Annotated in this window: 18 protein-coding genes, 1 other RNA gene and 1 pseudogene; 11 read left to right on the plus strand and 9 right to left on the minus strand. The window is 61.6% G+C overall.

The window, feature by feature from the left end; translation table 11 throughout:
• Positions 1-212: 212 nt before the first annotated feature.
• The 4 genes from dapB to grpE all read right to left on the minus strand — a co-directional run bounded on the left by dapB (position 213) and on the right by grpE (position 4,951).
• Positions 213-1,019: a 4-hydroxy-tetrahydrodipicolinate reductase gene (dapB, locus tag HU720_RS19785; RefSeq protein ID WP_186522025.1), complete on the minus strand. Its 807-nt coding sequence runs from the start codon at positions 1,017-1,019 to the stop codon at positions 213-215.
• 13 nt (positions 1,020-1,032) lie between these two features.
• Positions 1,033-2,160, minus strand: coding sequence for a molecular chaperone DnaJ (gene dnaJ / locus HU720_RS19790; protein ID WP_186522026.1), 1,128 nt, complete (start codon positions 2,158-2,160; stop codon positions 1,033-1,035).
• Positions 2,161-2,369: 209 nt separating this feature from the next.
• Positions 2,370-4,295 (minus strand): molecular chaperone DnaK, encoded by a 1,926-nt coding sequence (gene dnaK, locus HU720_RS19795; RefSeq protein WP_186522028.1) that lies wholly within the window; start codon positions 4,293-4,295, stop codon positions 2,370-2,372.
• A 101-nt stretch (positions 4,296-4,396) separates the two neighbouring features.
• Positions 4,397-4,951, minus strand: a complete 555-nt coding sequence (gene grpE / locus HU720_RS19800; protein ID WP_186522029.1) for a nucleotide exchange factor GrpE — start codon at positions 4,949-4,951, stop codon at positions 4,397-4,399.
• Positions 4,952-5,134: 183 nt separating this feature from the next.
• Between grpE and recN the strand changes: the two genes are divergently transcribed.
• Complete coding sequence (gene recN / locus HU720_RS19805; RefSeq protein ID WP_186522030.1) at positions 5,135-6,808, plus strand: DNA repair protein RecN; 1,674 nt, start codon at positions 5,135-5,137, stop codon at positions 6,806-6,808.
• Positions 6,809-7,019: 211 nt separating this feature from the next.
• Here recN and fur read toward each other — a convergent pair whose 3' ends face one another.
• Positions 7,020-7,424, minus strand: a complete 405-nt coding sequence (gene fur / locus HU720_RS19810; RefSeq protein ID WP_186522036.1) for a ferric iron uptake transcriptional regulator — start codon at positions 7,422-7,424, stop codon at positions 7,020-7,022.
• A 97-nt stretch (positions 7,425-7,521) separates the two neighbouring features.
• On the opposite strand from fur, the gene bamE reads away from it, so the two are divergent.
• Complete coding sequence (gene bamE / locus HU720_RS19815; protein ID WP_186522037.1) at positions 7,522-8,043, plus strand: outer membrane protein assembly factor BamE; 522 nt, start codon at positions 7,522-7,524, stop codon at positions 8,041-8,043.
• Positions 8,044-8,100: 57 nt separating this feature from the next.
• Here the strand turns inward: bamE and HU720_RS19820 are convergent, their stop codons facing one another.
• Positions 8,101-8,535, minus strand: a complete 435-nt coding sequence (locus HU720_RS19820) for a type II toxin-antitoxin system RatA family toxin (protein WP_186522038.1) — start codon at positions 8,533-8,535, stop codon at positions 8,101-8,103.
• A gap of 161 nt (positions 8,536-8,696) precedes the next feature.
• On the opposite strand from HU720_RS19820, the gene smpB reads away from it, so the two are divergent.
• Positions 8,697-9,179 carry an SsrA-binding protein SmpB gene (smpB, locus tag HU720_RS19825; RefSeq protein WP_186522041.1) on the plus strand — a complete coding sequence of 161 codons (483 nt, stop codon included), beginning with the start codon at positions 8,697-8,699 and terminating at the stop codon, positions 9,177-9,179.
• A 160-nt stretch (positions 9,180-9,339) separates the two neighbouring features.
• Here smpB and HU720_RS19830 read toward each other — a convergent pair whose 3' ends face one another.
• Positions 9,340-10,107 (minus strand): FCD domain-containing protein, encoded by a 768-nt coding sequence (locus HU720_RS19830; protein WP_186522043.1) that lies wholly within the window; start codon positions 10,105-10,107, stop codon positions 9,340-9,342.
• Positions 10,108-10,364: 257 nt separating this feature from the next.
• Between HU720_RS19830 and HU720_RS19835 the strand changes: the two genes are divergently transcribed.
• The 7 genes from HU720_RS19835 to ssrA all read left to right on the plus strand — a co-directional run bounded on the left by HU720_RS19835 (position 10,365) and on the right by ssrA (position 18,239).
• Positions 10,365-12,035 (plus strand): lactate permease LctP family transporter, encoded by a 1,671-nt coding sequence (locus HU720_RS19835; RefSeq protein WP_186522045.1) that lies wholly within the window; start codon positions 10,365-10,367, stop codon positions 12,033-12,035.
• Positions 12,036-12,098: 63 nt separating this feature from the next.
• Complete coding sequence (lldD, locus tag HU720_RS19840; protein WP_186522053.1) at positions 12,099-13,244, plus strand: FMN-dependent L-lactate dehydrogenase LldD; 1,146 nt, start codon at positions 12,099-12,101, stop codon at positions 13,242-13,244.
• 75 nt (positions 13,245-13,319) lie between these two features.
• Positions 13,320-16,130: an FAD-binding and (Fe-S)-binding domain-containing protein gene (locus tag HU720_RS19845; RefSeq protein WP_186522055.1), complete on the plus strand. Its 2,811-nt coding sequence runs from the start codon at positions 13,320-13,322 to the stop codon at positions 16,128-16,130.
• Between the two features lie 507 nt (positions 16,131-16,637).
• Positions 16,638-16,877, plus strand: a complete 240-nt coding sequence (locus HU720_RS19850) for a hypothetical protein (RefSeq protein WP_186522056.1) — start codon at positions 16,638-16,640, stop codon at positions 16,875-16,877.
• Entirely contained in the window at positions 16,874-17,125 is a 252-nt protein-coding gene (locus HU720_RS19855) for a DUF3077 domain-containing protein (protein WP_186522058.1), read from the plus strand. The genes HU720_RS19850 and HU720_RS19855 overlap by 4 nt, the downstream gene beginning before the upstream one ends.
• Before the next feature lie 331 nt (positions 17,126-17,456).
• Positions 17,457-17,750, plus strand: coding sequence for a hypothetical protein (locus HU720_RS19860; protein WP_186522060.1), 294 nt, complete (start codon positions 17,457-17,459; stop codon positions 17,748-17,750).
• Positions 17,751-17,847: 97 nt separating this feature from the next.
• Positions 17,848-18,239: a transfer-messenger RNA gene (gene ssrA, locus HU720_RS19865) on the plus strand.
• A gap of 485 nt (positions 18,240-18,724) precedes the next feature.
• On the opposite strand, the gene HU720_RS19870 is transcribed toward ssrA, so the two are convergent.
• Both HU720_RS19870 and HU720_RS19875 read right to left on the minus strand, forming a co-directional pair.
• Positions 18,725-19,852, minus strand: a complete 1,128-nt coding sequence (locus tag HU720_RS19870; protein ID WP_186522062.1) for a hypothetical protein — start codon at positions 19,850-19,852, stop codon at positions 18,725-18,727.
• A gap of 16 nt (positions 19,853-19,868) precedes the next feature.
• Positions 19,869-20,618, minus strand: a complete 750-nt coding sequence (locus HU720_RS19875) for a hypothetical protein (protein ID WP_186522064.1) — start codon at positions 20,616-20,618, stop codon at positions 19,869-19,871.
• Between the two features lie 346 nt (positions 20,619-20,964).
• Here HU720_RS19875 and HU720_RS19880 point away from each other — a divergent pair.
• A pseudogene (locus tag HU720_RS19880) lies at positions 20,965-21,417 on the plus strand (tyrosine-type recombinase/integrase); the annotation flags it as partial.
• Between the last annotated feature and the right edge of the window lie 71 nt (positions 21,418-21,488).

The raw sequence follows: 21,488 nt of genomic DNA on the forward strand, positions 1-21,488 counted from the left end.
TCGCAGCCCTTTCGCGACACAAGGCCGCTCCTACACAATCAAAAGCGACTTGCCCGAAACCATAGAATCTCCCACAGAGATCTGGGCAACACCTCGATATCTCGGTTGTGCGCGATCTTTGTGGGAGCTGGCGACAGCCTGCGATGAGGCCGGAACAAGCAAGCACAGAACTGCGCCCGGCAACACCATAGTGAAAGCCAGGCGACTACGGGTCAGTGCAGCCCTAGCACATCCTGCATGTCGTACAGCGCAGGCGCACGCCCATCGAGCCATAGCGCAGCACGCACCGCGCCCTTGGCGAAGGTCATGCGGCTGGAGGCCTTGTGGGTGATCTCGACGCGTTCGCCATCGGCGGCAAACAGCACGGTGTGATCGCCGACCACATCGCCCGCCCGCACCGTGGCAAAGCCGATGGTCTGCCGCTCACGCGCACCGGTCTGCCCTTCGCGGCCATAAACAGCCACTTCGCGCAGATCACGACCCAACGCCTGAGCAACCACCTCACCCATGCGCAGCGCAGTGCCCGACGGCGCATCGACCTTGTGCCGGTGGTGGGCTTCGAGAATCTCGATATCCACGTCATCACCCAGCACGCGAGCAGCCGTATCAAGCAGTTTCAGGCACAGGTTCACACCCACACTGAAGTTGGCCGCAAAGACGATCGGAATCTCTTTGCCCGCCTCTTCCAGCAGGTGCTTTTCTTCAGCACTGAAACCGGTCGTACCGATCACCATGGCCTTGCCCGCCTTGCGGCAGAACGCCAGGTTTTTCAGCGTGACCGACGGGTGAGTGAAGTCGATCAGCACATCGAACTCATCAACCACCTTGGCCAGGTCATCGACAATCGGCACGCCGATGCGGCCAAGGCCTGCCAGCTCGCCCGCGTCAGCACCGACCAAGGTGCTGTCGGGGCGGTGGATGGCGGCGGTCAGGCCGGCTTTGGGCGCTTGCTGCTGCACCGCTTCGATCAGCACCTTGCCCATGCGCCCGGCGGCGCCCATCACTGCAATACGTCGCATAGCCTGTTCCTTGTCAGAGATCGCCGAAGAAGCGCTTCACGCCTTCGAACCAGCCACTGGCCTTGGGCGAGTGGGAGCTGTCGCCTTCGAGCGAGTCACGCAGCTCTTCGAGCAGCTCGCGCTGACGGCGGCTGAGGTTGACCGGGGTCTCGACCGCAACGCGGCACAGCAGGTCGCCCGCACCACCACCACGCACCGGCGCCACACCCTTGCCGCGCAGACGGAACTGCTTGCCGGTCTGGGTGCCTTCCGGGATCTTCAACTTCACCCTGCCATCGAGGGTCGGCACTTCCAGCTCGCCGCCCAGGGCCGCGTCGGTGTAGCTGATCGGCACTTCGCAGTACAGATGCTTGCCATCACGCTGGAAGATCGCGTGCTCACGCACACTGATGACCACGTACAGGTCGCCGGTCGGGCCGCCATGGGCACCCGCCTCGCCTTCGCCCGACAGGCGAATGCGGTCACCGGTATCGACGCCAGCTGGCACCTTGACCGACAGCGTCTTGTATTCCTCGACGCGGCCTTCGCCGTTGCACGAGCCACACGGGTCGGTAATGATTTTGCCCTGGCCATGGCAGCGCGGGCAGGTTTGCTGCACCGAGAAGAAGCCCTGCTGCATGCGCACCTGGCCGATACCGCCGCAGGTTGGGCAAGTCGAAGGCGTCGAGCCCTTCTTGGCACCGGAGCCGTCGCACGGCGCGCAGTTGACCAGGGTTGGGACACGAATGCTGACCGTGGTGCCGCGCACGGCTTCTTCGAGGTTCAGCTCAAGGGTGTAGCGCAGGTCGCTGCCGCGCTGGGCACCGCCACGACCACCACCGCGGCCACCGCCACCGAAGAAGTCGCTGAACACGTCACCGAAGATATCCGAGAAGTTGGCGCCACCGAAACCTGCACCGCCGCCGCCCATGCTCTGGTCGACGCCGGCGTGGCCGTACTGGTCGTAGGCTGCGCGCTTGCTCGGGTCAGACAGCACTTCATAGGCCTCAGCGGCCTCTTTGAACTTGTCTTCGGATTCTTTATCGCCCGGGTTGCGGTCCGGGTGGAGTTTCATCGCCAGACGGCGATAGGCCTTCTTCAGGTCGTCGGCACCGGCGCCACGCTCGACACCCAGGACCTCATAAAAATCACGCTTGGACATAGGTCATTTGCACTCTTGGGGTGTTTGGCACCGGCGCGCAGCTGTCGCGCCGTGCCGTCAACACCTGCCGCCATACGCGAATGCGCCCAGACAGATGCTGTAAAAATTCTCGTATTCCAGACACGCCAACGCGGGAGCAAGCCCCCGCGCGGCGACATCCTACCAGTTCAGCGGCAATTACCACTGAACTGGCCGACAACATGCAGGGATTACTGCTTGTTGTTGTCTTTCACTTCTTCGAACTCGGCATCAACCACGTCATCGTGCTTGGCTTCAGGCTCGGCCTGCTGGGCGCCGCCCTGTGGCTGTTCGGCCTGTTGCTCGGCGTACATCTTCTGGGCAACCGGGGCCGAAACCTTGGACAGCTCCTCGACCTTGGCCTCGATGGCAGCCTTGTCGTCGCCTTTCAGAGCGGCTTCCAGGGCAACCACGGCCGCTTCGATAGCGGTTTTCTCTTCGGCAGTGGCCTTGTCGCCAGCGTCGGTAACCATCTTGCGGGTCGAGTGCACCAGCGCGTCACCCTGGTTACGGGCAGCGGCCAGCTCTTCGAACTTGCGGTCCTCCTCGGCGTTGGCCTCGGCGTCACGCACCATGCGCTCGATTTCTTCGTCCGACAGGCCCGAGTTGGCCTTGATCACGATCGACTGCGACTTGCCGGTGGCCTTGTCTTTGGCGCTGACGTGCAGGATGCCGTTGGCGTCGATGTCGAAGGTCACTTCGATCTGCGGTACACCGCGTGGAGCTGGCGGAATATCGGCCAGGTCGAACTTGCCCAGCGACTTGTTGCTGGTGGCTTGCTTGCGCTCGCCCTGCAGCACGTGAATGGTCACGGCGCCTTGGTTGTCATCGGCAGTCGAGAACACCTGCGACTTCTTGGTCGGGATGGTGGTGTTTTTCTCGATCAGCGGAGTCATCACGCCGCCCATGGTTTCGATACCCAGGGTCAGCGGGCTGACGTCCAGCAGCAGCACGTCCTTCACGTCACCGGCCAGTACCGCACCCTGGATGGCAGCACCCATGGCCACGGCTTCGTCCGGGTTGACGTCCTTGCGCGCTTCTTTACCGAAGAAGTCGGCAACGGCTTTCTGCACCATTGGCATACGGGTCTGGCCACCGACCAGGATCACGTCATCGATCTTGCTGACGTCGATGCCGGCGTCTTTCAGTGCGATGCGGCAAGGCTCGATGGTGCGCTGAACCAGGTCTTCGACCAGCGATTCCAGCTTGGCGCGGGAAATCTTCACGTTCAGGTGCTTGGGACCGGTGGCATCTGCGGTGATGTACGGCAGGTTGACGTCGGTCGACTGGGCCGAGGACAGCTCGATCTTGGCTTTTTCAGCGGCCTCTTTCAGGCGCTGCAGGGCCAGCGGATCGTTCTTCAGGTCCATGCCGGACTCTTTCTTGAACTCGTCCACGAGGTAGTCGATCAGGCGCATGTCGAAGTCTTCGCCACCCAGGAAGGTGTCGCCGTTGGTAGCCAGTACTTCAAACTGGTGCTCACCGTCGACTTCGGCGATTTCGATCACGGACACGTCGAAGGTACCGCCACCCAGGTCATAAACGATGACAGTGTGGTCGCCCTTGGCTTTGTCCATGCCGTACGCCAGTGCAGCGGCGGTCGGCTCGTTGATGATGCGCTTGACGTCCAGGCCCGCGATGCGGCCGGCGTCTTTGGTAGCCTGACGCTGGCTGTCGTTGAAGTAGGCCGGCACGGTGATGACCGCTTCGGTCACGGGCTCGCCGAGGTAATCTTCGGCGGTTTTCTTCATTTTTTTCAGGACTTCGGCGCTGATTTGCGGCGGAGCCATTTTCTGGCCGTTGACCTCAACCCAGGCGTCACCGTTGTCAGCCTTGGCGATCTTGTACGGCACCATCTGGATGTCTTTCTGCACGACCTGCTCTTCGAAGCGGCGGCCGATCAGGCGCTTTACCGCGAACAGGGTGTTGTGCGGGTTGGTCACAGCCTGGCGCTTGGCCGACTGACCTACCAGGATTTCGCCATCGTTGGCGTAGGCCACGATCGAAGGCGTGGTACGCGCGCCTTCGGCGTTCTCGATGACTTTGACGTTACCGTTTTCGAGGATGGAAACGCACGAGTTGGTGGTCCCCAGGTCGATACCGATGATTCTGCCCATGTTGATTCTCCCGAAACTTGAATTAGGTGGCAGCGGCTACAGTGGCCAACTGCGGTAATACTTGAGTGCTTGACACCTAGATGGGGGTGCCCAGAAAGATTTCAAGCCTTCTCGTTGATCGAAGGCTGCGCTGCGGCCGGCGCCTTGCTGACCACCACCATGGCGGGGCGCAGCAGGCGGCCATTGAGCAGGTAGCCCTTCTGGAACACATTCAGCACGCTGTTCGGCTCTACGTCGGCGCTTTCCTGCATGGCCATCGCCTGGTGGTGCTCGGCGTTGAACGGCTGGCCGTGCGGGTCGATGGCTTCGAGGTTGTAGCGTTTGAGGGTGTCCTGGAACATCTTCAGGGTCAGTTCGACACCTTCGCGGATCTTCTTGACGTGCTCGTCATCGGCGCTGGAGTGAGCCAGTGCCAGTTCCAGGCTGTCGATCACCGGCAGCAGGTCGCTGGAAAACTTCTCCAGGGCGAACTTGTGTGCCTTCTCGACATCCTGTTCAGCGCGGCGACGCACGTTCTGCAGGTCAGCCACGGCGCGCAGGGACTGGTCCTTGGCGGCCGCCAGCTGCTCCTCGAGCTCGAGGACGCGGGTGTCTGCAGACGCTGCACCGGCTTCTTCGGGATTAAGGTTCTTCTCATCCAGCTGTTCGTCAGCCATAAGGTTTCTCCTGCGCAATTTGTCTTGGGCGAGCCAGGCTCACCATGTCTTGCCGGCTATATGGGGTCAGAAAAATCAGCTTCAAGGGGCAATGTGCTTTTCTGCATTCGCCAGACGGGCATTGTCAGCAGGCGCAAAACCACTGTATAAATAACCAGACCTCAGCTTTCGGGAGCCGCCCTCATGCTGCTGCACCTGTCCATTCACAACTACGCCATCGTCGAACACCTCGACCTCGAACTCGCCCGCGGCATGTCCGTGATCACGGGCGAAACCGGCGCAGGCAAATCGATCATGCTCGACGCCCTGGGCCTGGCCCTTGGCGACCGCGCCGACAGCGGCGTGGTGCGCCCCGGTGCAGACAAGGCAGACATCCTCGCCACCTTCGACCTGGGCGACATCCCCGAAGCGCACACCTGGCTGGCCGAGCGCGACCTCGAAAGCGACGGCCCGTGCATCCTGCGCCGGGTCATCACCGCCGAGGGCCGCAGCCGTGGCTATATCAACGGTACGCCGTGCCCGCTGGCCGACCTCAAGGCCCTGGGCGAGCTGCTGATCGACATCCACAGCCAGCACGAACACCAGTCGCTGCTCAAAACCGACACCCACCGCCGCCTGCTCGACGAGTACGCCGGCGCCATCGACCTGGCCCGCCAGGTGCAACTGGCTGCCAAACGCTGGAACCAGACCCGCCTCGAACGCGACCGTCTGAGCAATTCCGGTGATGAGCAGCGCGCCCGCCACCAACTGCTCAGCTATCAGCTCGAAGAGCTGGACAACCTGGGCCTTGGCGAAAACGAGCTGGAGCAACTGGAGCAGGAGCACAAGAACCTGACCAACGCCGAGGCGCTGTTCGGCATCTGCCGCCAGGTCATCGACCAGTGCAGCGAAAGCGACTCGGGCAACGTGCTCAGCGCCCTGACCGTCAGCCTTAACCGCCTGACCGCCGTCACCAACTCGCCCAAGGCCCTGAGCGAAGCCGTGACGCTGATCGCCAGCGCGCAAATCCAGGTAGAAGAAGCCGTCGGCGAGCTCAATCGCTTCCTCGACCACTTCGATGCCGACCCACTGCGCCTGCAGGCACTCGAAGAGCGGCTAGACACCATCTACACCCTGGCCCGCAAACACCGCGTGCACCCCACCGAGCTGCCGCACCTGCAGCAGCGCCTGATGGAAGAAATAGAAGGCCTCAACGCCTGCGATGAATCCATCGAACGCCTCGGCGAAGAGCTGGCTGCTTATGCCCAGCACTATAAAGAGAAGGCAGGCGAGCTGAGCGCACTGCGCCAACAGGCTGCCAAGCAGTTGGCCGGCGCCGTCGAGCAGGAGATCCAGCGCCTGGGCATGCCGGGCGGGCGCTTCTGCATCGAGCTGACAGCGTTCGAGCACAACGACCTGTCGCCCCATGGCCTGGAGCAGATTGAACTGCTGGTCAGCGCCAACCCCGGGCAACCGCTCAAGGCATTGGCCAAGGTAGCATCGGGCGGCGAGCTGTCGCGGATCAGCCTGGCGATCCAGGTGATTACTGCACAGACCTCACGCATCCCTACCCTGGTGTTCGACGAAGTGGACGTAGGCATCGGCGGCCCGACTGCCGAAATCGTCGGCCAGTTGCTACGCCGACTTGGCGAGCGCGGCCAGGTGCTGACCGTGACCCACTTGCCGCAAGTGGCGGCGCAGGGGCATCACCACTTGTTCGTGCACAAGGTGCGCAACAGCGACACGACTCACACCGCCGTTACCAGCCTGGGCAAACGTGAGCGGGTGGAGGAAGTGGCGCGGATGCTGGGTGGTATCGACCTGACCAAGGAGTCCTTGGCCCACGCGCGCAAGATGGTCGTAACCACCAAGGCCTAACCAAACGCACCCGCGTGTAGGAGCGGCCTTGTGTCGCGAAAGGGCCGCAAAGCGGCCCCAAGATTCAAGCGTACAAGCAACAATCGCCGGGGCCGCTTCGCAGCCCTTTCGCGACACAAGGCCGCTCCTACAGGGCGTAGCTTGAACGGGCCAGCAAAAAGCACAAAGGCGACCCTAAGGTCGCCTTTGTCATTCATATCGAGCGTAATCGTTACTTCTTTTTACGCACATAGAGGACCAGATTGTGGTCCACCAGCTCGAAGCCGTGCTCGGTTACGATCTCTTTCTGGCGCCGCTCAATCTCGGCATCCATGAACTCGATGACCTCGCCGCTCTCCACGTCGACCATGTGGTCGTGGTGGCCGCCGTCAGCCAGCTCGAACACCGCATGGCCGCCGTCGAAGTTGTGGCGAACCACCAGGCCCGCCGCCTCGAACTGGGTCAGGACGCGATACACGGTCGCCAGGCCCACGTCCTCGCCAGCCTCCATCAGTGCCTTGTAGACATCCTCGGCACTCATGTGACGCTGCTCGGTAGAGTCGAGCATCTGAAGAATCTTGACTCGAGGCAGGGTCACCTTGAGGCCGGCTTTGCGTAATTCGCTATTTTCAACCATGGTCAGCTTTCTCGCCGATGCTGCTTCGCAGCTTCTCTTAATACGGGTATGATCGGGGTTTACGTTGTCCAGCCAAGATAGTGGAAGTCGCCCACCGATGCAAAACACCAAGCTCTTGCTAACCAGCCTCACCCTAGTGGGACTGCTCGCACTCGCCGGTTGCTCGTTTCCCGGGGTTTACAAAATCGACATCCAGCAGGGCAATGTCGTCACGCAGGACATGATAGACCAATTGCGTCCGGGAATGACCCGACGGCAAGTAAGGTTTATCATGGGCAACCCCCTGCTCCAGGACACCTTCAACACCAATCGCTGGGATTATCTCTACAGCCTGCAGCCTGGCGGCGGTCAGCGCCAGCAAGAGCGCATGAGCATTTTCTTCAACGACAGCGACCAACTGGTCAACCTGGCAGGCGACTTCATGCCAGGCGTCAGCCGCGACCAGGAAATCCTCGGTGGCAGCGGCGACACCAGCGTCAGCCCGGCGCAACAGCCTGGCCAGCCAGCCGAGAAACCGGCCAAGGCAGGTTCGCTGGAAGACTCGATCCAGAAAGAGATCGACACCATCGAAACCACCCCAGTGCCAACCCCCGCCCCGCTGGAAACCTCGCCGCAATAAATTGCAGGCGCAGACAAAAAAGCCCGGACACTGTCCGGGCTTTTTTATTTCAGCGCTTCAGCCGTAGAGTTGCTTGGCTCGCTGGCAGAACGCATCGACCATGGTGTTGGCCGCCTGGTTGAACAGCGGCCCAAGCGTTGCCCGCACCAGGGCGCCGGCATAGTCGAACGACAGGTCCAGGCTGATCTTGCAGGCCTTGTCGCCCAGTGGCTTGAACACCCACACGCCATGCAGTTGCGAGAACGGCCCCTCTTCCAGGTTCATCTCGATGGATTGCCCCGGCACCAGCACATTGCGGGTAACGAACTGCTGGCTCATGCCGCCTTTGGCCACTTCAAGCTTGGCGCGCATGTGCGTCTCACCGGCCTCAAGCACTGTGGAAGCCGAGCACCAGGGCAAAAATTCGGGGTAGCTGGCCACGTCGTTGACCAGGTCGTACAGCGCCTGGGCGGGGTATGGCAGCAGGGCCGAGCGTTGAATATGGGTAGTCATCCAGGCGTCACTTCCAAACGGGGCGGCGGCGCTTCACAGCACCTCGAAAACGGTTCTGAGCAACAGAACAAGGCCTGTATTGTCCGGGATTCGTCCTACAGGCTCAAGCACACCTAAAGGCCGTAGCCGAGGACGCAGTGACTGCCTATAATGCGGCCCCTATGGCTAAGCAAAAGAAACATCCGACCGGGACCATCGCGCAGAACAAAAAAGCGCGACACGATTACTTCATCGAACACAAGTTCGAGGCCGGGCTGGTCCTGTCCGGTTGGGAAGTAAAGAGCCTGCGGGCCGGCAAGGCACACCTGACCGACAGCTATGTACTGCTGAAGGATGGTGAAGCCTGGCTGTTCGGCAGCCATATCACCCCGCTGACCACCGCCAGCACACACGTCATCGCCGACCCCATCCGTAGCCGCAAGCTGCTGCTGAACAAGCGCGAGCTTGAACGCATTGAAGCGGCCGTGGCGCAGAAGGGTTACACGTGCGTGGCGATGTCGCTGTTCTGGAGCAAGCACCTGATCAAGTGCGAAATTGCACTGGGCAAGGGCAAGAAGGAGTTCGACAAGCGCGACACCGTGCGCGAACGCGACTCCAACCGCGAGCTGCAGCGCACCATGCGCAACAAGGGCAAGGAAGAGTAACTTCCTGCACGGCGCATACCCTTGTGGGAGCGGGCTTGCCCCGCGATGGCCAGCAGGTCAGGTTGAGTTGCCTGAACTGGCGCTATCGCGGGGCAAGCCCGCTCCCACAAAAAGCAAAGCACTGCGCCCTCTGAAGCACATCAACACGCCTCAACGCGCTTCAGTGCCCGCTACGCCGCTCCGAGCGCGCCACGCGCTGCGCCTCTTGCTGCGCTTCCTGCAGCACTTCCTGCACATACAGAATGTGCCGGCTGGACACCTCCCGCGCCTCGTCGGCTCGCCCCTGCACAATCGCCTCGTACAACTCGCGGTGCTGACTGATCAGCATGTCGCGCGTTTCTGTGCGCTGGCGGTACATCCCACCAATGTTGGTTACCACGTTGCGCTTGAGCAGGTCGAACAACCCGCGGATGGTATGCAACAGCACCGCGTTATGGCTGGCCTCGGCAATCGCCAGGTGAAAACTCGCATCGGCGACGCCCTCCTCCGCCCGGCTGACTTCATCAGCGCGGTTGTAGCAGTCCTGCAGCGCATCAAACGCCACCTTCAGCCGCTCACGGTCCGCCGCCGTAGCACGCTGGGCCGCGTAATAGGCGCATGACGCCTCAAGCGTATGGCGAAACTCCAGCAAGTCACGCTGCGCCTCGGGGCTGCCTTCGAGCAACTTCAGCAGCGGGTCACTGAAGGTCGAACCCAGCGCCTCAGCCACATAGTTGCCGCCGCCCTGACGGCTGACCAGCAGCCCCTTGGCCACCAGCTTCTGGATGGCCTCGCGCAGCGACGGGCGCGATACGCCAAACTGCTCGGCCAAGGTGCGCTCGGCCGGCAGGCGCTGGCCCGAAGTCAGCGTGCCTTCCAGAATCATCCCTTCCAACCGATCGACAATGTCGTCGGACAGGCGCCGTTGGCGGACCTGATCAAAAACCATCACATGCTCTCCACAAACCCCGGAAGTCCTGAGCCGGGGGCGCCTATTCTGCGCCTAACCGGCCAGCACCGACACCATCAGATGGCGAAATTCATCCGCCATCAGATGCCCGCCCATCGGCCTGCGACCAAAGTTTCTAACGAGACAAATTGACACACCCATCGGCAGGCTTTTAACCTAGCGACCAGCCATTGTAAATTGGTCTTACCAATTATCCAATGCCAGTGCTGACCAACAACAATTAGGGGCCACCCCATATGCAAACCTGGCAACAACTCTATTCCCCACTCGGTAGCCTCGGCCTGTCCGCACTGGCGGCGGTCGTCCCCATCGTGTTCTTCTTCCTTGCCCTCGCCGTGTTCCGCCTCAAAGGCCACGTCGCCGGCAGCATTACCTTGGGCCTTTCGATTCTGGTGGCGATCTTTGCCTTCCAGATGCCGGTAGACATGGCCCTGGCTGCCGCAGGCTATGGCTTCCTCTACGGCCTGTGGCCCATTGCCTGGATCATCGTTGCCGCGGTGTTCCTCTACAAACTCACCGTCAAAAGCGGCCAGTTCGAAGTCATCCGCAGCTCGGTGCTGTCGATCACCGACGACCAGCGCCTGCAAGTGCTGCTGATCGGCTTCTGCTTCGGTGCCTTCCTTGAAGGCGCAGCCGGCTTCGGCGCCCCCGTGGCCATCACCGCCGCGCTGCTGGTGGGCCTGGGCTTCAACCCACTGTACGCCGCCGGCCTGTGCCTGATCGCCAACACCGCACCGGTGGCCTTCGGCGCGCTGGGCATCCCGATCATCGTGGCCGGCCAGGTCACCGGCATCGACGCCTTCCACATCGGCGCCATGACCGGCCGCCAGCTGCCGCTGCTGTCGTTGTTCGTGCCGTTCTGGCTGGTGTTCATGATGGACGGCCTGCGCGGCGTCAAGGAAACCTGGCCCGCCGCCCTGGTGGCCGGCCTGAGCTTCGCCGTCACCCAGTACTTCACCTCCAACTTCATCGGCCCAGAGCTGCCCGACATCACCTCGGCACTGGCCAGCCTGATCTGCCTGACCTTGTTCCTGAAAGTCTGGCAGCCCAAGCGTTCGTTCGCCGAAGCCAAAGGCAGCGTTGGCGCTGCCGTGGTGCAACCTAGCGGCAGCCAGCCGACCCCGTACAGCCTGGGCGAAATCTTCAAAGCCTGGTCGCCGTTCTTGATCCTCACTGTGCTGGTGACCATCTGGACGCTCAAGCCCTTCAAGGCCGCGTTCGCCCCAGGCGGCGCGATGTACAACTTCGTGTTCAACTTCGCCATCCCCCACCTTGACCAACTGGTGATCAAGACCGCACCGATCGTCGCTGCCCCCACCGCCATGCCGGCCGTGTTCAAGCTCGACCCGATCTCGGCCACCGGTACTGCCATTTTCCTCTCGGCACTGATCTCGATGCTGGTGCTGAAGATCAACTTCAAAACTGGTCTGACCACTTTGAAAGAGACCTTCTGGGAACTGCGCTGGCCGATCCTGTCGATTGGCATGGTGCTGGCCTTCGCCTTCGTCACCAACTACTCGGGCATGTCCTCGACCATGGCCCTGGTGCTGGCCGGCACTGGCGCTGCGTTCCCGTTCTTCTCGCCGTTCCTCGGCTGGCTGGGCGTGTTCCTGACCGGTTCAGATACCTCGTCCAACGCACTGTTTGGTTCGCTGCAAGCCACCACCGCGCACCAGATCGGCGTCAGCGACACCCTGCTGGTTGCCGCCAACACCAGCGGCGGCGTGACCGGCAAGATGATCTCGCCGCAGTCCATCGCCGTGGCCTGCGCCGCCACCGGCCTGGTCGGCAAGGAATCGGACCTGTTCCGCTTCACGGTCAAGCACAGCCTGTTCTTCGCCACCATCGTTGGCGTGATCACGCTGGTGCAGGCTTACTGGCTGACCGGCATGCTGGTTCATCACTAAAGTGAAAGGGGCCGGGCGCCGTTGCGCGCCCGGCAACACCTTCAACCCACGCTGCGAGAATCCATGATTATTTCCGCCTCCACCGACTATCGCGCCGCGGCCCAACGCAAGCTGCCCCCTTTCCTGTTCCACTACGCCGACGGCGGCGCCTACGCCGAACACACCCTGCGCCACAACGTTTCCGACCTTGCCAGCATCGCCCTGCGTCAGCGCGTGCTGAAAAACATGTCGGAACTGAGCCTTGAGACGCGGCTGTTCGACGAAACCCTGAGCATGCCGGTGGCCCTCGCCCCGGTCGGCCTGACCGGCATGTACGCCCGCCGCGGCGAAGTGCAGGCCGCCCGCGCCGCCGCCGAGCACGGCATCCCGTTCACAATGTCGACGGTGTCGGTATGCCCGATTGAAGAGGTCGCGCCGGCCATCAACCGGCCGATGTGGTTCCAGCTGTACGTGCTCAAAGACCGCGGCTTCATGCGCAACGCCCTGGAGCGCGCCAAGGCCGCCGGCGTGAAAACCCTGGTGTTCACTGTCGACATGCCCGTGCCCGGCGCCCGCTACCGCGACGCCCACTCCGGCATGAGCGGCGCCAACGGCCCGCTGCGCCGCATGCTGCAAGCCATGACCCACCCCGAATGGGCCTGGGACGTCGGCGTGATGGGCCGCCCGCACGACCTGGGCAACATCTCCAAATACCGGGGCAACCCCACGGGCCTGGCCGACTACATCGGCTGGCTGGGGGCCAACTTCGACCCGTCGATTTCGTGGAAAGACCTTGAGTGGATCCGCGAATTCTGGGACGGCCCGATGATCATCAAAGGCATCCTCGATGCCGACGACGCCCGCGATGCGGTCAAGTTCGGCGCCGACGGCATCGTCGTCTCCAACCACGGCGGCCGCCAGCTCGACGGCGTGCTGTCCAGCGCCCGTGCGCTGCCAGCCATTGCCGATGCGGTCAAAGGCGACATCAAGATCCTCGCCGACTCCGGCATCCGCAGCGGCCTGGACGTGGTGCGCATGATCGCCATGGGCGCCGACACCGTGCTTATCGGCCGCGCCTTCCTTTATGCACTGGCGGTCCACGGCCAGGCCGGCGTGAAAAACCTGCTGGAGCTGTTCGAGAAAGAAATGCGCGTGGCCATGGTGCTGACCGGCGCCAAGTCCATCAGCGAGATCACCCGCGACTCGCTGGTCCGCGAACTGGGCGCCTGAGCGCCCGCCCCCGATTCCGCCTGAATGACCGGGGCACGCCGCGCGCCAGACGCGGTGGCCCCGCGAGGAGACTGCATGAGCCTGCCCGCCGCGTTCCTGCGTGACGCCGAGCGCCTGATCCCCGCCGAACGCCGCTTCGACGACCCCACCTCGACCCTGGCCTTCGGCACCGATGCCAGCTTCTACCGGCTGATCCCCAAGCTGGTGGTGCGCGTCGAATCCGAGGACGAAGTGGTCGCGCTGATCCAACTGGCCCAGCGCGAGCGCGTGCCGGTGACCTTCCGCGCCGCCGGCACCAGTTTGTCTGGCCAGGCCATCAGTGATTCGGTGCTGATCGTGCTCGGTGACAACTGGAACGGCCGAGAGATACGCGGCCAGGGCGAACAGATCCGCCTGCAGCCCGGCGTCATCGGCGCCCAGGCCAACGCCTGGCTGGCCCCGTACGGGCGCAAGATCGGCCCCGACCCCGCCTCGATCAACGCCTGCAAGATCGGCGGCATCGTCGCCAACAACGCCAGCGGCATGTGCTGCGGCACCGCGCAGAACACCTACCACACCCTCGCCGGCCTGCGCCTGGTGCTGGCCGACGGCACCCGCCTGGACAGCGAAGACCCCGCCAGCGTCGCCGCCTTCGAACACAGCCACGCCAGCCTGCTCGAAGCCCTTGCCCGGTTGGGCCGCGAAACCCGCGCCAACACCGAACTGGCCGACCGCATCCGCCACAAATACCGGCTGAAAAACACCACCGGTCTGTCGCTGAATGCCCTGGTGGACTACGACCAGCCGCTGGACATCCTGCAGCACCTGTTGGTTGGGTCTGAAGGCACGCTGGGCTTTATCAGCGCCGTCACCTACAACACCGTGCCCGACCACCCGCACAAGGCCAGCGCCTTGCTGGTATTCCCCAGCGTCGAAAGCTGCTGCCGCGCCGTCCCCGTGCTCAAACGCCAGCCCGTGTCCGCTGTAGAACTGCTGGACCGGCGCAGCATGCGCTCGGTGCAGGACATGCCCGGCATGCCGCTGTGGGTAAAAGGCCTGTCAGACAACGCCTGCGCGCTGCTGATCGAGTCCCGCGCCGCCAGCCAGAGCCTGCTGCACGAGCAACTGCAGCAGATCATGGCCTCGATTGCCGATTACCCCCTGGAGCAAAAAGTCGAGTTCAGCGAAGACGCGGCGGTGTACAACCAGCTGTGGAAAATCCGCAAGGACACCTTCCCCGCCGTCGGCGCCGTGCGCCAGACCGGCACCACGGTGATCATCGAGGACGTCACCTTCCCGGTGGAACAACTGGCCGAAGGCGTCAACCACCTGATCCAGCTGTTCGACAAGCACCACTACGACGAAGCGATCATTTTTGGCCACGCGCTGGAAGGCAACCTGCACTTCGTCTTCACCCAAGGCTTCAACAGCCCCGCAGAAATCGCCCGTTACCAAGCCTTCATGGACGACGTGGCGCAACTGGTGGCAGTCGAATTCGGCGGCTCGCTCAAAGCCGAGCACGGCACCGGCCGCAACATGGCGCCGTTCGTCGAGCTTGAGTGGGGCAAAGACGCCTACCAACTGATGTGGTCGCTCAAACGCCTGCTCGACCCCAACGGCATCCTCAACCCCGACGTGGTGCTGAGTGAAGACCCCGATATCCATCTGAAAAATCTGAAACCGCTGCCCGCTGCGGACGAAATCGTCGACAAGTGCATCGAATGCGGCTTCTGCGAACCGGTGTGCCCCTCCAAGGGCCTGACCCTCAGCCCCCGCCAGCGCATCGTGATGTGGCGCGACATCCAGGCCAAGACCCGCGCCGGCATCGACACCCGCGAGCTGCTGCAAACCTACCAGTACCAAGGCATCGACACCTGCGCCGCCACCGGCCTGTGCGCCCAGCGCTGCCCGGTGGGCATCAACACCGGGGAACTGGTGAAGAAGCTGCGCAGCCAGGCCGCCGCGCACCTCAAGACCGCCGACTGGCTGGCCGAACACTTCCACACCACCCTGCGCGGCGCCCGCCTGACCCTGGCCGCCGCCAACAGCGCGCGCAAACTGCTCGGCGCGCCGCGCATGGCCCGCCTCAGCGCCACCCTGAACAAAGCCAGCAACGGCCGCCTGCCGCAGTGGACCCCGGCCATGCCGCAGCCACTCAAGCCCATCGCCTTCGGCCCGGCCAGCCACGACGCCCGCCCTCGCGTGGTCTACCTGGCCGCCTGCGTATCGCGAGTAATGGGCCCGGCCTACGCCGACCGCGAGCAAAGCTCGCTGCTCGACAAAACCCGCGCCCTGCTGGAAAAAGCCGGTTACCAAGTGATATTCCCCGACAACGCCGACAGCCTGTGCTGCGGCCAGCCGTTCGCCTCCAAGGGTTACCCCGAGCAGGCCGAGCACAAGCGCCAGGAGCTGATCAACGCCCTGCTGCACGCCAGCCGCGGCGGCCTCGACCCGATCTACTGCGACACCAGCCCCTGCACCCTGCGCCTGGTGCAAGACCTCGGCGAAACCCGCCTCGACCTGTACGACCCAGTGCGTTTCATCCGCACCCACCTGGTCGAGCGCCTGGAGTTCCACCCCCAGGACGAGCCCGTGGCCGTGCACGTGACCTGCAGCACCCAGCACCTGGGCGAAAGCCAGGCCCTGATCGACCTGGCGCGGCGCTGCAGCAAACAGGTGGTCATCCCCGAAGGCATTCATTGCTGCGGTTTTGCCGGCGACAAAGGCTTCACCACGCCCGAGCTGAATGCGCATTCGCTGCGCACGCTGAAGGACGCCGTGCAGTATTGCAGCGAAGGCATTTCGACCAGCCGCACCTGCGAGATTGGCCTGTCGAGCCACAGCGGCATCGACTATCACGGCCTGGTGTACCTCGTGGACCGAGTCACCCGCGCAAGAAGCATCTAACCCCCCCTCCCCCCACGAACACCGCGCTCCATGTAGGAGCGGCCTCGTGTCGCGAAAGGCCCGCAAAGCGGGCCCGGCAATCCCAACTGAGGCGCCACTCCCAGCCCCACCATCAACAACACAACCGGGCCCTTAAACTGTGGGAACTGGCGCCAGCCTGCGATAGCCCCCCCCAGGCCAACCCTGTAGGACATGTCCTAACTTGATACCAAATGCTTCTGCCAATCAGTCTTCGGACCTATCCTACGCAACTGTCGGAAGCCGCCGCGTTGTTCAGAAAGCACCTCAGGGATAACTTCACCGGGTCGCCACATTTGGTGACCAGGTGTGAGAATCCTGAAGCTTAAGAAATTCGCGTTTGCTCTATGGCAGCCGTGTGCGGGCAGACTTCGGTCTGACCGGGTTTCTTGTGCCCCGGATTCTCACCCCGCCCACGGCTGCCGCCCTTTGGCTTGTGAGATTGCTCGGAGGGTGGTGCTTCCCTGAGACAGCACAAGAGATACACCCATGAAAAAACTAGTCCCAGATCCCCCTCAACTACACCCCTACCTCATCCTCTCCCCAGCCCTAACCCCCAAAGCCGCCCGCTACGAAGCCACCGTGCTGATGAACTGCCTGCACCACGTCCTCAACATCTACTTCGCCAGCACCGACGCCCCCTTGCGCAACACCCTGCTCACCACCAGCCTGTACCTCAGCCAGCTCCTGCAACCCCTGACCGAACGCGTGCAGGAGCAGCCCCAATGAGCAAGCCACCACCCAACCTCACCACCGCCGGCATCACCCAGTGCCTGGACCTTTACCGCATCCAGCCCGGCGTCCCCTTCCAGCACGCCTTCGGCGAGCTCTCCGTCCTGCTAGGCTGCATCCGCCACTTAACCTGCGAAGCCGAAATGGAAAACGACCAGATCGCCGCCAGCACCGCCCGCATCCTCAGCGCCCTGGCCAAAGCCCTGATCGACGACCTGGAAATCGGCATGAACCGCACCCAATAGCGATTCCATGCTTCCAGACACCTCGCCTCCAGTCGTGGTAGGAGCGGCCTCGTGTCGCGAAAGGGCCGCAAAGCGGCCCCGGCGATCCTGCATGAGCCCCAGATTTCAGGGCAACCCCGCCCCCCTGTGGGAGCTGGCGACAGCCTGCGATGAGGCCATCACAGGCCGGCACATACCTATATCCCCAAAAACCTGGCGTATGACCGGGCATGCCCCGCGCCCCCGTCAAAGCCGGTGCCATCCCCCCCAACCCAACCGGATTGAACCCTCGCCCCCGCCCCACAGTCCACCCAACAGGCCCACCTTCCAGAGGCCTCACGAGGAGACACCCATGAAAGGTACTGCGCTTTCCGCCCTATTCGCGGCCGCCACCCTGCTGGCCTCGCCTGTATTCGCCGCAGACGACCTGTGCGCGATCAACCTGCAGAAGATCAACGACAGCATGGCCACCACCGGCGCCACCTCCGAAGGCCTGGACAAAGCCATCACCGAGCACGTCGACAAAGCCAAGGCCGCCCAAGCCAGCGGCGACACCAAGGAATGCATCGCCATCACCAGCAAAGTGCTTGAGCGCCTCGAAAAAACCGAGAAAGGTAGCGGCACCTCCGGCGGCAGCGGTACCTGATGTAGAGCGGGCGGCGCATCGCCTGTCGACGCCGCCCGCGTAACGGCGTATACTCCACCTCACGTGCCGAAAGGTACGGTCAGCTAGAGCTGAGTGTGGGGCCGATTAGGATTCGACGCCGGTAGCGAAACTCTAGGTGCATGCCGAGTTGGTAACAGAACTCGTAAATCCACTGTTGCAACTTTCTATAGTTGCCAATGACGACCAATACGAGGGTTACGCTCTCGCTGCGTAAGCAGCTGAGCCCGCTCTCCTGGTAGCTTCGGCTCCAGCAATCACTAGGGGATGCCTGTAAACCCGAAGTGATTGTCATACAGAACAGGATCGTCGTGCAGCACGTTGGGGGCGAATCGACTAAAACTTACCCAACTCGTCCAAAGCACCCTGCCCGTCGGGCGGCTGCGGATTAACTCAGTAGACACGGCTAAGCATGTAGTACCGACAGCGGAGTACTGGCGGACGGGGGTTCAAATCCCCCCGGCTCCACCAAATGATCAAACAAAGACGTCCACGGACGTCTTTTTTTGTGCCTGAGAAACGCCCTGCCGTCACTCAGGCCAACACATAGAAGTAGTTCAGCGGCACCAATCGCCTGGACTCAGGATCGGTAGCCAGATGCTGCGCCCTCAACGTCCACGCCAACTCGTTCAGCTTCCATAACGTCAAGTGCACCTCGGTGCCCCCCCCCCTTCGTAAAACGCTTCCTTGGTGAAACCACCAGTGCTCACGTTCAGATCACGATTATCCTTGTGTCTGCCGCCCGATCGCGTTGCTGGCAATCCGCGCACTACGGTGTTTTACCTCCACCACGATGCGGGTTATTCAGACCCGAAGCCATCGGGCGAGGCAATGATATCCTTATCGCCAAAAGCGTCTGGCGGTCATAAGGGGTCTTGTAGCCCTAGCCCGCAAACTCCCGCCATTCGCTCCTGCATATCACGCCACCCAAGGCTATTGATCCGATCCTATGCTGCTCAGTGCTGGTAAGCGCCGACCAGTTCACCGTCGCGCATTTCAATTGTAAGGGTCACATTCGTATCACGCTCAAGCAGCAGTGTACTTGCCCCTTGAATGTCGGATTGAGCATCAATCTTCAGCTGCGGCAACCTCTCCTCGCTCCATTGACGTAGCTTGATACGATTGACCTGGATCGTGGACTGCCACTCCCGTACAGAACTAAGTATGTCGATCCGTCCGCCCAAAGCAGCGTTGAGTTTTTCCAATGGCCCCTGGCTTGAGAAAAATGCGCGTACCTCAGAGTTGAGATCCTCCTCGCGCTTCGTCAGGAGCGATGTCTTACCGGTAATTTGGCTGAGCAAACTACATGCGATCCATCGCGCGCTCATGCACAGCTTCCATTCCTCCACAAAGCGTTCGGCAGCTTCCTGCTCAACGCCTAGCTTGGAGACCAGCCCAGAAGAGCCGTCAAACAAACCTGGACGATCAAATCCATCAACCCTCTTTTTTAGCTCCTCCAACGAAAGCACGAGATGATCATTGATACCGCCAAGCTCGCGCTCAATGGACTCCAACTGGGCACGGGCGGCATCATCCCTTTCACCATGGTGAAGCATGGCAGCAACCTGGCCGAGATACTTCAACGCCCCAGTAATCTCAGATCTACGTTTATCCTCGAGGTAAGCGTGGATGGCATCGATACCTGCCTTGATGTCATCCAGCTTGGCACTGATATCTGCCAAGTGCTTCTGCGCAACTACGACGGAAGCGATCTGGAATAGCGCGGCAGAGTTCACGAGGTTCTGAAGCCGTTCCGGTTCGAATAATTTCGCGTGCTCGCGGATTCTTCCACCCTCGATACTGAAGGCGCGAAACCCTTCACCTTTAGCGACCTTGGCCAGCGGTCCATTGATCACTACTTCCATGAGTTGGGTCTGGGCCACCTCAGCGGCCACCGCTGCGCTGGGGATTGCCTGCAGCAGTGGAGAGAGCCTGTCGATTCCTGAGGTCATTTGGTCAACGGCAGTCGAGTTCTTTGGATACACACTCACCGGTTTGAACGTCACCAAAGGCTTATTGCCGGTGACGCCAATAATCAGAGTACCTGACGATTCCTGGTTTTTGGATTCGTTGAAGACGTCCATGAGATCTTCCCTTTAGTCAGCCCGCTTCAGCGGCGCCTCGATGTTTTTGGCGAATGTAGGCAATTTGAGCGACACATGGCAGTGTCACTCTATAAGCTTCTTTTGCAGCCATGTGTGCGCCGGCGGCACCGGCAATGGCAATACCCACAACACCTAGTAGAACGGTTGCTGCACGCCCACCGACGGCAACCGCCCCAGCAGTGAATGCACCTTCAGCCAACAATGGGGCCACTGCCGAAACTCCCATTACGCCAGCTCTCGCGGCATAGAGCCCACCCGAGCCGATCGCCGAAAGTATCGCTGCCAATCCGACGTCGATGACGTCGTTGTCAGCATGAACCTTACCTGCAAACTCAGCGCGTTCCTGCTCGGTCATTTTTTCCCAAAGCTTGGCGACTAACCTTTGAAGAACCTTAAGCTCCAAAACCTCTATTGCTTCTTTGCCCGTCACCTCGGCGTGAACGTATTCCGCAACGTCCCGTACGATTTCAGCGTAAGGAACACCTGTTCCGCGCACAACATTCGCGACGCTGTTTCCTCCAAAGAGCTGGAGCTCCCGGATGAGCAGAAGCAGGATATCGCGCGAATATTTGGCCTTCTGTTTTGCAGAAATTAGAGCCTCCTGAACGTCGGAACTCATTGCCAATCGGCCGCTACCAAAATCAGTGAGGAAGTCGACCAAAGCTCCCACATCCATGGCTTCCGCTGATAACAGCAATGCCAGTAATTCTTTATCACCATTGATGACGTCATTTTCATACGACATTGCCAATCCCTTTATGCTTGTCCATTATTGCGTAGCTCTCTCATCGATGAGGTCAAAGTTGTATTTCGAGCAACTGCTCAGAGCGCGTCGCACGTGATGAGGTGCATATACACAACCCACGATGGGCAAAAATAACCTCGCTCAGTTCTCGATTTATCGACTCATAAGCCTAAGACTTGAAGCAGGATTGTGGGGAGTTTAGGGAAAGTCACACAGCAACGTACCCCCGCCCAACTCACCTTGCGTAGTCAGGCCGGTACCCACAGATGCGGCAGCAGTGGTCCGATCTCATTGCCCCGCTGTGTCAGCAGCCGTGTCAGCACATCTTTGAGATAGGCATACGGATGTCTGGGCCATCCCACCGGAACGGATGAAAAGGCGCCGCCCGCACAGCATCCCGTTGAGCGATCAAGCCATGTCATTGCTGGAGATACTGAAGTCCCACAGTGGTCATCGGGAATACGTCTTCCCGTCAGATCGAAACCCTCGTACTCATGCCAATAGCCAGACCGCCAACATGGCGTTGAAACGCATGGGCCTCCAAGACCGCTTGGTCAGCCACGGCATGCGCTCGATGGCCAGCACCATATTGAATGAACATGGGTGGGACCCGGAGCTCATCGAAGTGGCGTTGGCGCACGTCGACAAGGATGAGGTGCGCAGCGCCTACAACCGAGCCGACTACATCGAGCGACGGCGGCCGATGATGGCTTGGTGGAGCGAGTACATTCTGAAGGCGTCGACGGGCAATCTCTCAGCCAGCGCGATGAATGTGGCCAGGGATCGGAACGTAGTGTAGTGGTCAACTCATTCCGGACACGGTTTTGAGTTTTTCTTCAGCTTTGGCCGGAGCCAGTCCATTGTTGAATT

Source organism: Pseudomonas sp. SWRI51 (assembly GCF_014268825.1).
In the GTDB taxonomy this organism is placed as follows: Bacteria; Pseudomonadota; Gammaproteobacteria; order Pseudomonadales; family Pseudomonadaceae; genus Aquipseudomonas; species Aquipseudomonas farsensis.

Bases quoted from the DNA above. Each gene is read 5' to 3' on its own strand.
- dapB (WP_186522025.1), bottom strand. From the start codon at position 1,019: ATGCGACGTATTGCAGTGATGGGCGCCGCCGGGCGCATGGGCAAGGTG.
- dnaJ (WP_186522026.1), bottom strand. From the start codon at position 2,160: ATGTCCAAGCGTGATTTTTATGAGGTCCTGGGTGTCGAGCGTGGCGCC.
- dnaK (WP_186522028.1), bottom strand. From the start codon at position 4,295: ATGGGCAGAATCATCGGTATCGACCTGGGGACCACCAACTCGTGCGTT.
- grpE (WP_186522029.1), bottom strand. From the start codon at position 4,951: ATGGCTGACGAACAGCTGGATGAGAAGAACCTTAATCCCGAAGAAGCC.
- recN (WP_186522030.1), top strand. From the start codon at position 5,135: ATGCTGCTGCACCTGTCCATTCACAACTACGCCATCGTCGAACACCTC.
- fur (WP_186522036.1), bottom strand. From the start codon at position 7,424: ATGGTTGAAAATAGCGAATTACGCAAAGCCGGCCTCAAGGTGACCCTG.
- bamE (WP_186522037.1), top strand. From the start codon at position 7,522: ATGCAAAACACCAAGCTCTTGCTAACCAGCCTCACCCTAGTGGGACTG.
- HU720_RS19820 (WP_186522038.1), bottom strand. From the start codon at position 8,535: ATGACTACCCATATTCAACGCTCGGCCCTGCTGCCATACCCCGCCCAG.
- smpB (WP_186522041.1), top strand. From the start codon at position 8,697: ATGGCTAAGCAAAAGAAACATCCGACCGGGACCATCGCGCAGAACAAA.
- HU720_RS19830 (WP_186522043.1), bottom strand. From the start codon at position 10,107: ATGGTTTTTGATCAGGTCCGCCAACGGCGCCTGTCCGACGACATTGTC.
- HU720_RS19835 (WP_186522045.1), top strand. From the start codon at position 10,365: ATGCAAACCTGGCAACAACTCTATTCCCCACTCGGTAGCCTCGGCCTG.
- lldD (WP_186522053.1), top strand. From the start codon at position 12,099: ATGATTATTTCCGCCTCCACCGACTATCGCGCCGCGGCCCAACGCAAG.
- HU720_RS19845 (WP_186522055.1), top strand. From the start codon at position 13,320: ATGAGCCTGCCCGCCGCGTTCCTGCGTGACGCCGAGCGCCTGATCCCC.
- HU720_RS19850 (WP_186522056.1), top strand. From the start codon at position 16,638: ATGAAAAAACTAGTCCCAGATCCCCCTCAACTACACCCCTACCTCATC.
- HU720_RS19855 (WP_186522058.1), top strand. From the start codon at position 16,874: ATGAGCAAGCCACCACCCAACCTCACCACCGCCGGCATCACCCAGTGC.
- HU720_RS19860 (WP_186522060.1), top strand. From the start codon at position 17,457: ATGAAAGGTACTGCGCTTTCCGCCCTATTCGCGGCCGCCACCCTGCTG.
- HU720_RS19870 (WP_186522062.1), bottom strand. From the start codon at position 19,852: ATGGACGTCTTCAACGAATCCAAAAACCAGGAATCGTCAGGTACTCTG.
- HU720_RS19875 (WP_186522064.1), bottom strand. From the start codon at position 20,618: ATGTCGTATGAAAATGACGTCATCAATGGTGATAAAGAATTACTGGCA.